9 protein-coding genes are annotated in these 8486 nt (G+C 52.8%); 8 read left to right on the forward strand and 1 reads right to left on the reverse strand.

The window, feature by feature from the left end:
* The coding region (gene fliF, locus ESZ60_RS19940; protein WP_134682412.1) for a flagellar basal-body MS-ring/collar protein FliF at positions 1 to 1349 on the reverse strand (1349 nt) is incomplete at its 3' end.
* 117 nt (positions 1350 to 1466) lie between these two features.
* Here fliF and ESZ60_RS19945 point away from each other — a divergent pair.
* From ESZ60_RS19945 to ESZ60_RS19980, 8 genes are all read left to right on the forward strand, one after another.
* Positions 1467 to 1937, forward strand: a complete 471-nt coding sequence (locus tag ESZ60_RS19945) for a flagellar basal body-associated FliL family protein (RefSeq protein WP_134682413.1) — start codon at positions 1467 to 1469, stop codon at positions 1935 to 1937.
* Entirely contained in the window at positions 1934 to 2275 is a 342-nt protein-coding gene (locus tag ESZ60_RS19950) for a hypothetical protein (RefSeq protein ID WP_134682414.1), read from the forward strand. Before ESZ60_RS19945 ends, ESZ60_RS19950 begins: the two co-directional genes overlap by 4 nt.
* Entirely contained in the window at positions 2272 to 2814 is a 543-nt protein-coding gene (locus ESZ60_RS19955; RefSeq protein WP_134682415.1) for a MotE family protein, read from the forward strand. Before ESZ60_RS19950 ends, ESZ60_RS19955 begins: the two co-directional genes overlap by 4 nt.
* Before the next feature lie 6 nt (positions 2815 to 2820).
* Positions 2821 to 3687, forward strand: coding sequence for a flagellar motor stator protein MotA (motA, locus tag ESZ60_RS19960; RefSeq protein ID WP_134682416.1), 867 nt, complete (start codon positions 2821 to 2823; stop codon positions 3685 to 3687).
* Positions 3688 to 3939: 252 nt separating this feature from the next.
* Positions 3940 to 6024: a flagellar biosynthesis protein FlhA gene (locus ESZ60_RS19965; protein WP_134682417.1), complete on the forward strand. Its 2085-nt coding sequence runs from the start codon at positions 3940 to 3942 to the stop codon at positions 6022 to 6024.
* The gene (locus ESZ60_RS19970) at positions 6021 to 6779 is read left to right on the forward strand and encodes a flagellar biosynthetic protein FliR (RefSeq protein ID WP_134682418.1); all 759 of its coding nucleotides are present in this window, start codon (positions 6021 to 6023) and stop codon (positions 6777 to 6779) included. The genes ESZ60_RS19965 and ESZ60_RS19970 overlap by 4 nt, the downstream gene beginning before the upstream one ends.
* Positions 6776 to 7876, forward strand: a complete 1101-nt coding sequence (gene flhB, locus ESZ60_RS19975) for a flagellar type III secretion system protein FlhB (protein ID WP_134682419.1) — start codon at positions 6776 to 6778, stop codon at positions 7874 to 7876. The genes ESZ60_RS19970 and flhB overlap by 4 nt, the downstream gene beginning before the upstream one ends.
* Entirely contained in the window at positions 7873 to 8217 is a 345-nt protein-coding gene (locus ESZ60_RS19980) for a hypothetical protein (RefSeq protein WP_134682420.1), read from the forward strand. Before flhB ends, ESZ60_RS19980 begins: the two co-directional genes overlap by 4 nt.
* Positions 8218 to 8486: the final 269 nt, after the last annotated feature.

Here is an 8486-nt window from a genome sequence, read left to right on the forward strand (position 1 = left end):
GATCCTCGCCCATCTCCGGGCGTTTTGGTCTCTAATCCTGGAACTGGTCGCGACGGCCATCTGGGATGCAAAAAGCCATCAGGGTGCCTTGGCGCTCGCCTGAAGCGGTTGTTCAGGCCAGACTCAATAAATTGATGCTGCGCGTCCGCTGAGCCCGACTGACTTGGCGACGCGAACAAAAGAGATTTCACAGTAACAACATCCCCTCGAGCTTCGTTATATCCCAGCGCGGACTGCACCAACTCTCGTAGATTATTCAGCTCCACTTCCGGTCGAGGTTCAAAGATCTGCGTCCCGTCCTCTTGTGTTTTTACAACGTTGTTTACCAATACCGCTACCGTTAGCCGTTGCCGCGAGCCGGGCTGTTTCGTGACCTCGCGCGTCATTTTACTTACTTCAAAGTTACTGCGCTGCCGGGATTCCGACCGGGAACTTGTCTGCGGGGAGCCTAGGTTGTCTGTTTGCTCTGGAAGGTTTGATGCCGCTGTAACTGGTTCGCTTTCCCCGCCGCTACTTTTATCCGCCAGGTCTTGGGTTTCTTGGGACACCAGTACTCGCTGCTCTGGGTCAAAACGCTGCTCGGTGAGCAGTTCCGTTTCGTTAACAAAGTCGAGATTTATCTCAACGAGTGCGTTTCCAGGTCCCACATGAGCTTCAAGGAGCCGCTCGACCCTGCTCTTCATTTCCTGGGTCAACTCTTGCGAACTTCGTCCATCACTTTCCGCAACCACACCGCGGTCACCATCAATGACCGATACCAATTCGGGCGAAAGGCCGGGCACTGCAGAGGATACTAGAAATTTCAGAGCCTTGGCTTGAGCTTGATCGATGGGCTCGGATCTTGTCACAAGCGTCACAGACGCGCGAGGTTCTTTCTTTTGTGAATAGCCTCGACCGGACGAAGCTGAAATGTGGACGCGAGCAGATTCAACATTCGGGAACGCCAAGGCGGTTCTCGCAAGTTCCCCCTCTTTCGCCCGCCAATATGCAGCATCAAACATCTGTGATGTGGTTCCGAACCCCGACATGTTGTCGAGCAATTCATATCCTGGGCCGCCCTGCGAGGGGAGACCTTCACCCGCAAGCGCCAGCCGGAGTTTGTCGCGGCTCTTCTCGTCAACCCAGATCGAGTTGCCTTTAATTCTATACGGGACGCCTGAACTCTCTACTGCGGTCAAAACTGCCGCAGCCTGCCGGGTTTCCAGTCCGCTATAGAGTAGGGCCATACTCGGCCGGCCTGCCAAAACCGTCGCAGTTGCAGTCGCGAGAAGCACTAACGGTACTATCGCGAAAATAAGCGCGCGCTGCCCGATCGTCCGCGCAGTCCAGTAGTGCTGAAGTACCTGCAATACTCTAGACCTCGAATCAGTTCTGTTATCTCACTGATATGACCTATCCCACGCTACAATTAATAAATGGTTAGTGAGCCCATGGTACATCGAAGACGAAGACAGGGAGAATCACGAATGTCCGAGGCCGGGTCTGTCGGTGAGACGTCGTCTAGTGTCCGAAGCAAAAAGCCGCTCATGTGCGCGCTTATTATTGCCATTTCTGGTGTGGCGGCATTTTCCACTACGTCAATGGGGTACTGGGTACCACATGAGGTTCTATCAGGAAGGGGTAAGGATAAAATTGATAATCCGACTCAATTCGTGAGCCTCCCACAATTTGCAATCAGCTTGCCGGGCAAAGAATATCGGACTGCCATCGTGGCAATACAGATTGAAACCGATCAACAACGCCGCGCCGAAGTCGAGTATCTCACTCCGCGTCTTGTCGATACATTCAACACTTTTCTTGCAGGCATAGATGTAAGTGCATTTTCAGCAAGAGGTATTTTAGATGTGATACGCAGCGAGTTGGCTACGCGGGCGGCCGTCGTCCTCGGCCCAGCCGCATTCACGGATATTCTGATTACGGAGTTTCGAATAAAATGAACTTAACCGATATCTTGCATGGCTTCATCCTCATGACAGGCATGGGGGTCTTGATTCTTTTTATTCTCATCTCAATCCGGCTCAGAAAACTGAACAATCTGGAATCGGGGCTGGGTGGCGCTATCGCAGTCATGGCATCAGAAATCGACCGACTTGACTCATCAATCCGGTCAGTAAAAACAGAAGCGCTGAGAGCCTCCTCCGATCTTTCTGCAGAAATCGAGCGCGCAAAGTATGAGAGGAAATTCTGGGCGCTGCAAGCCGATGTAGCCCAACCCGCAACGCATAGAAAGCGTTTACGGTGTAAAAAAGCGTCGAACGAAACGAGGGTCGGATGATGGAAGGTGAACGGTGGGGCAAGAGCCAGCTATGGAGTTTTCTTTCCATCTTTCTTGCAATAGCACCACATTCAGGCCGGGCCGATACTGTTCCGAAAGCACAGACTGCGGCCTTTTTAAAAGGATGTGAGGACGTGCCAGAGGCAATCCTCCTGGCGCAGAACCTGGATCTGCGACGGCAACGTATAGAAGTTTATTTATCTGAAATAGACAGGCGTGCCGCCGAAATGGATGCTGCTCGACGTGAAATCGCCACGCAGCTATCTACTTGGGCAGGCATTCGAAAAAATAATGGGCGACAGGCAGGCAATGGACAGGCGGGTAAATCGGATGAAGCGTTGAAACTGATTTCGATATATGACGCCATGAAGCCGGAGCAAGCAGCCGTTATTTTGGCGAGCCTTCCAGAAAGCTTCGCTGCTGATATCCTGCTACGCTTGAACTCGGAACATAGCGCAAAAGTAATATCTCAAATTGGCCCGGAGCAAGCGGGGATAATCACGTCACATATGGGAACGAGCCACGCGGATAAGAGGTAGGGCTACATGCTTGGTGTTTTCGGGATAGTCTTAACGTTTGGCATGGTTTTCGGTGGATATGTTCTTGCCGGAGGCAAGTTGAGCGTTATTCTCCATTCCTTGCCCTACGAGCTTATGATGATTGGCGGCGCCGCAGTTGGATCATTCATTCTCTCTAATAATAAGGATGTCATTCAACATTCTTTAAGCGGCGTATCTCGCGCCCTAAAAGGACCTCGCTGGAAGGAGCAGGATCTTGAAGACGCTCTCTGCCTATTGTGTCAACTATTGCGAATTGCGAGAGGAAATCCTGTAGAGCTCGAGCAACATATTGAGGCGCCTAGAGAGTCCACCTTATTTCAGGCGTTCCCAAATATTATTGAAGATCGAAAGGCGGTCTCGCTGATATGCGATGCACTGCGGTCGATCAGCTTAAACTATGATGATCCGTACCAAGTGGAAGAGATGTTGGCCCGTCGGATTGGCCTTTTGAATGACGAAGCATCGCACGCACCGCACGCCTTACAAAATATGGCGGATGCTCTACCTGCGCTTGGAATCGTCGCCGCGGTCTTGGGTATCGTTAAGACCATGAGCTCCATCGACCAGCCGCCGGAAGTTCTCGGAAAGATGATCGGAGGGGCGCTTGTCGGAACCTTCCTAGGTGTTTTTCTTGCATACGCGATTGTCGCGCCTCTTGCGCAAAGGTTACAGGCCGTCACAAGGCAGGACCAGGCATTTTACGATGTGATCAAATCCGTTCTTGTGGCTGGGCTGCATCAACATGCCCTCAATCTATGCGTCGAAGTTGGTAGGCAATCCGCACCAGAGCATATCCGCCCGAATTTTGCCGCGGTTGAGTCCGCGATCCGGGACCTTAGGAAAGCGTCGTGATGCTGATAGCTTTTCTTGTCGTAGGTGTGATGAGTGCTTCTTTCTCGGAAATACGGTCTGAGGCTTTTGCGCGAGATGTAACCGATCGCCTTCTTAGCGGACAAGGCATGCCAGAAGACCTCGCCGAGCGCCTAAGTGAATTTGAACCAGTAGAAAGAATTAAGCTCATCATATTCATGCGACGGGTGGGCGTTGACCTTGGACCCGCATGGTCCGCGGACAGAATCCTTGAGTCAGCCAAGGAGGGGGGAATTGACAAGAGATAAGCCAGGTAAAGATGGCACTTCACCCGTGCGGTCTCTTGCGGTGACTGGTGGGATTGTCGCGGTGGTGTTGTCGATGGTGATCCCTCTACCCCCGGTCGTCTTGGATCTGGGTATCGCACTTTCGATTTCTGTCGCGACGCTAATACTTATCATGGCCTCTCTCGTAGAGAAGCCCACCGATTTCCAGGCTTTTCCAGTCCTTTTACTTATTTCACTGGTCATTCGCCTCACCCTGAACGTTTCATCGACGCGCCTCATATTGACGAGCGGCCAGAACGGACCTGATGCTGCGGGACAGGTCATCAGCGGTTTCTCTGAGTTTGTTGCGGGTGGATCGCTGTTGGTCGGTTTGACAGTGTTCGCCGTGATATCGATCGTCAACTTCATGGTCATCACCAAGGGATCTGGTCGCATGGCAGAAGTTGCAGCGCGTTTCGCACTTGATTCCTTGCCTGGAAAACAACTCGCGATCGACGGGGATCTCAGTTCGGGTGCGATTGATCACGACGAAGCCAAGCGCCGGCGCGTGCAAGAGCAACATGAGATCAGCTTCTATGGATCGCTGGACGGTGCGTCGAAATTTGTCAAAGGAGATGCAATTGCTGGATTGGTGATCACACTCATCAATCTTTTTGTGGGATTGGCTGCGGGATTGTTTGTCCATTCCATGCCCGTCGCCGATGCATTGTCCAGTTATTCACGGCTCACAATCGGAGACGGATTGGTTTCGCAGATTCCTTCCCTCATAACGTCGATGGCCGCAGCTTTGCTTTTGTCCCGAGGCGGATCAAATCAAAATACTGCGGAAATGGTTTTCAGGCAGTTTTCTAGCAATTGGCAGGTACCTGCGCTCGCCGGGGGCGGACTGTTTGTCGTTGGACTGGTGCCCGGAATGCCGTTCCTGATATTCTTGGCATTTTCCGGCGCGCTCGCAGTGATCTCCTGGCGCGTGCATCAAAATGAGACCCGGTCCCATAACCGCGAAAACATGCAGGCAGTCCCCGATGAAAAATCGGTCTCGGCGCGGATCGGAGATATCATAGACACCGAAGAGATCTGTGTGGAAATTGGGACCGGATTGATTGCGAGTGCACTTGATGGCAGTCGTGGGCTGGGTCAGCGGATAAGCAGCCTGCGAATACATATAGCGAGATCCTTTGGGTTGATCCTTCCCGATGTCAGAATCACGGATGCCGCGGGTCTCGGCGACAGTGAGTATACCATTCGCTTGCACGGAGTTCTGCGAGGCCGAGGCGTCCTGCGCGCCCATTCCGCACTCGCGCTTGGTAATGAGAACACTCTTCTGCAGATCGCGGGTGAGAATGTGCAAGAGCCGGTCTATGGGACAGCGGCCAAATGGATTGTCCCTGAAAAGCAAGACGAGGCCGCAATCTCCGGAGCCACGGTGGTTTCGCCGATGGAGGTTCTGTCCACACATTTAATGGAGGTCGTGAAGTCGAACCTTGCCGCGCTACTTTCCCTGTCGTCGATGCAACGAATGATAAGAGAGTTGTGCGAGGTGTCTGACAACCATCGTGCGCAGATCAATCAGCGCTTCTTTGATATGATGATCCCAGAAAAGGTACCCCCCGAGACATTGCTTTTCGTACTGCGTGGCCTGCTTGACGAGCAACTGTCCATCCGGCACCTAGGATTGATCACGGAGGCTGTCTACGAGGCCCGCTCTGCTTCTCTACCCGAAGATTTGTATGAGCAGGTAAGGCGCCGGATCCGCAGCCAGATCTGCGAGCAATATACGGCGCATGACGGGCATCTCGAGATCCTGCATCTTCATCCGGAATGGGAGGGAGAATTGAGTCGGGCAGAGAGTGGTGGAGCAAAGACATCCGGTTCGGCCCTTCCACAATTGCAACGCAAGCTAACCGATGCAGTGCGTGCCGCGGCTACGTCGCAGGCCGCTGTGCAGAACCTTATTCTCGCAGTTCCCGATCACCGTCGCCGTTTAATTCGAACAATTCTAGGTCAATCGGGGGTTCAAATTCCTGTCATCGGGCTGGACGAGATCGATCCCGGCCTAAAATTGAGATTGCGCGGCGTGGTGGCCGCGTGATCGAATTACTCCAGGACCCGGAAACTGAAGCTCTTTTGCTGAAATACATATTGACATTCTTTCGTGTGCAGGCCTGCATCATGGCGCTGCCAGCATTTTCTATACCCGCAGTTCCGCAAAGGGTGCGACTGGCAGTCGGTATTTCACTTACGGCACTGTTCGCAGAAAAATCTGACTTAACGTTGCAGACTATTTCTATTGCAGATATTCTGTTCCTCTCAGTATCTGAGACCGCCACCGGCCTTTTACTCGGTGTAGTGGTTCGCATTTTTTCGATCTCGATTGATATTGCGTCAAGCGTCATTGCGGCAAGCACATCGCTGTCCCAACCTATGGGCTTCATAAACGAGCATGCCCCCAACCCCGTTGGGAATATATTGCACCTTGCTGGCGCAGCCGTCCTCATGGCGATTGGTATGCCAGTCGCTCTTTGTCATTTGCTGAACGAAAGTTATTTGCTGAAGCCTATGGGGTCATGGCCAGATATTTCCCATGTACTGCCCTTCACAATTGACGTCGTGTTGCGTTGTTTTTCATTGGCCGCTTTGCTCGCTGCGCCATACCTTATTGGTGGCTATCTTTTTCAGATTATTTCGGCTAATATAAGTAAGGTTATGCCGGCGCTTCCTGTCATGTTTGTTGCTGCTCCGGCGGCGATATTATTATCCCTTGCCGCCTTTGTAATTTTGACGCCATCGACCTTGTCGGTCTGGGCTGATGCTGTCCTTAATTTTATGGCGGACGGAGTGCCATGAGCAATGAAAGTGATGACAAGCAGTTCGAGCCTTCGCCGCAAAAATTGCGCAGGGCCCGGGAAGAGGGCCATATCCCTCGATCAACGGAACTCACCGCTGCGCTGACTTTTCTGGGACTATGGGGCGCGTACGCGTTGAGTTCGGCAGCGATGATTCCACGGTGGCAGGCGATGGCCGCCCGGGCCCTGGGTGGCGAACCTATGCCTGAGACCGGGAGAGATTGGATATTTGACATTGCGCATGGTTTGGGAATTCACGCTTCCGCAATGGTTTTGCTATTCGTAGGGTTAACCGCTCTACCAGTCATCTTTGGCTTGATCGTTCAACGTTCTGTTGTTTTCATCCCAAAGAAGTTATTTCCGGATGGAGGACGTATAAACCCTCTGCGTAACGCGAAGCAAAAGTTTGGAAAAGAAGGCCTCATTTCTTTTACAATTTCTCTCATAAAAGCCAGTACTGTCATCGCAGGCGGGGTTTTCCTGTATCGCTGGCTTGCTTGGTGGATCATAACTTCAGATCGCGCCATCGGTGCTCAGTGGATAGACGGCATGAATTTTGTTACCCTTTGGATGATTTATCTCGCTCTTTGCACGGGTGTCGTATTTGCAGGAATAGATGTTCTATGGAAAAGATTCGCTTACATGCGTCAACAAATGATGTCGCGCCAGGAACTGCTGGACGAGAACAAGGAAAATGAGGGAGATCCTCAGTTCAAGGCCGTCCGTCGCCAGAAAAGCGTTGATATCGTCTTAAGTTCGATGCTCGCGAATGTCGCGAAGGCCGACGTAGTTATCGTCAATCCAACACATTATGCCATTGCTCTTGAATGGAAAAGGGGAAGCGGTCGGGCGCCGGTGTGTTTGGCCAAGGGTGTCGATGAAATTGCGGCCCGGATTCGGGAGCAGGCCACCGAACATAGGGTGCCTATCTGGTCCGACCCTACCTGTGCTCGCGCTCTTCATGCCTCAGTGGCGATTGGAGAGGAAATTCAGGCCGAGCATTTTGCTCCGGTCGCTGCGGCGATCCGCTTCGCCGAGTCGATCCGCAGGAAGGTTCGTGACGGCTGGGCTGTCGCACCGAATGTCAGCGTGACATGAAGCGAGACCGCCGACTTGAAGGGTTCGTGGGGATCGCCCAGTTGCGATCTGATCTTGAGTTGCGGCGGTTTTCTGCTTTCAGTCAGCATGTTAACGCGGCACGCGCCGAAATGGGCGCGATCGAGTGCGACCTGCAGCGTATCTATCAAAGCGATGCAGCGTTTACGATCGCAGAGGCAAAATTGGCAAACGCTTTGTCGCGTGAACGTTTGGCGGCACTTGCTCGTGTGACAGAGGCGCTTGAACAGATCCGACCGGGCTATGAAGAGGCTCGGCTCAAAGCTCTCGTTGAGATTGGAAGGGTGGAAGTGTTACGGCGAATCTCGTCGGTTAGCCGTTGATGATGTGATCGCCCCCCAACGGCATCGGTGTGCCAAGTTGGGTCTATGACGATCCACAAAGGAGAGCGGTCATGTCGGAGATTAGCACTGTCGGTATCGATCTGGCGAAGAATGTTTCAGGCGCGCGAGGCTGATGTGTCCACTTAGTCTGGCCTGAACAACCGCTTCAGGCGAGCGCCAAGGCACCCTGATGGCTTTTTGCATCCCAGATGGCCGTCGCGACCAGTTCCAGGATTAGAGACCAAAACGCCCGGAGATGGGCGAGGATC

Source organism: Paracoccus ravus (assembly GCF_004522175.1).
GTDB lineage: Bacteria > Pseudomonadota > Alphaproteobacteria > Rhodobacterales > Rhodobacteraceae > Paracoccus > Paracoccus ravus.

Coding starts and splice junctions, on each gene's coding strand:
- ESZ60_RS19945 (WP_134682413.1), top strand. CDS start 1,467: ATGTCCGAGGCCGGGTCTGTCGGTGAGACGTCGTCTAGTGTCCGAAGC.
- ESZ60_RS19950 (WP_134682414.1), top strand. CDS start 1,934: ATGAACTTAACCGATATCTTGCATGGCTTCATCCTCATGACAGGCATG.
- ESZ60_RS19955 (WP_134682415.1), top strand. CDS start 2,272: ATGATGGAAGGTGAACGGTGGGGCAAGAGCCAGCTATGGAGTTTTCTT.
- motA (WP_134682416.1), top strand. CDS start 2,821: ATGCTTGGTGTTTTCGGGATAGTCTTAACGTTTGGCATGGTTTTCGGT.
- flhB (WP_134682419.1), top strand. CDS start 6,776: ATGAGCAATGAAAGTGATGACAAGCAGTTCGAGCCTTCGCCGCAAAAA.
- ESZ60_RS19980 (WP_134682420.1), top strand. CDS start 7,873: ATGAAGCGAGACCGCCGACTTGAAGGGTTCGTGGGGATCGCCCAGTTG.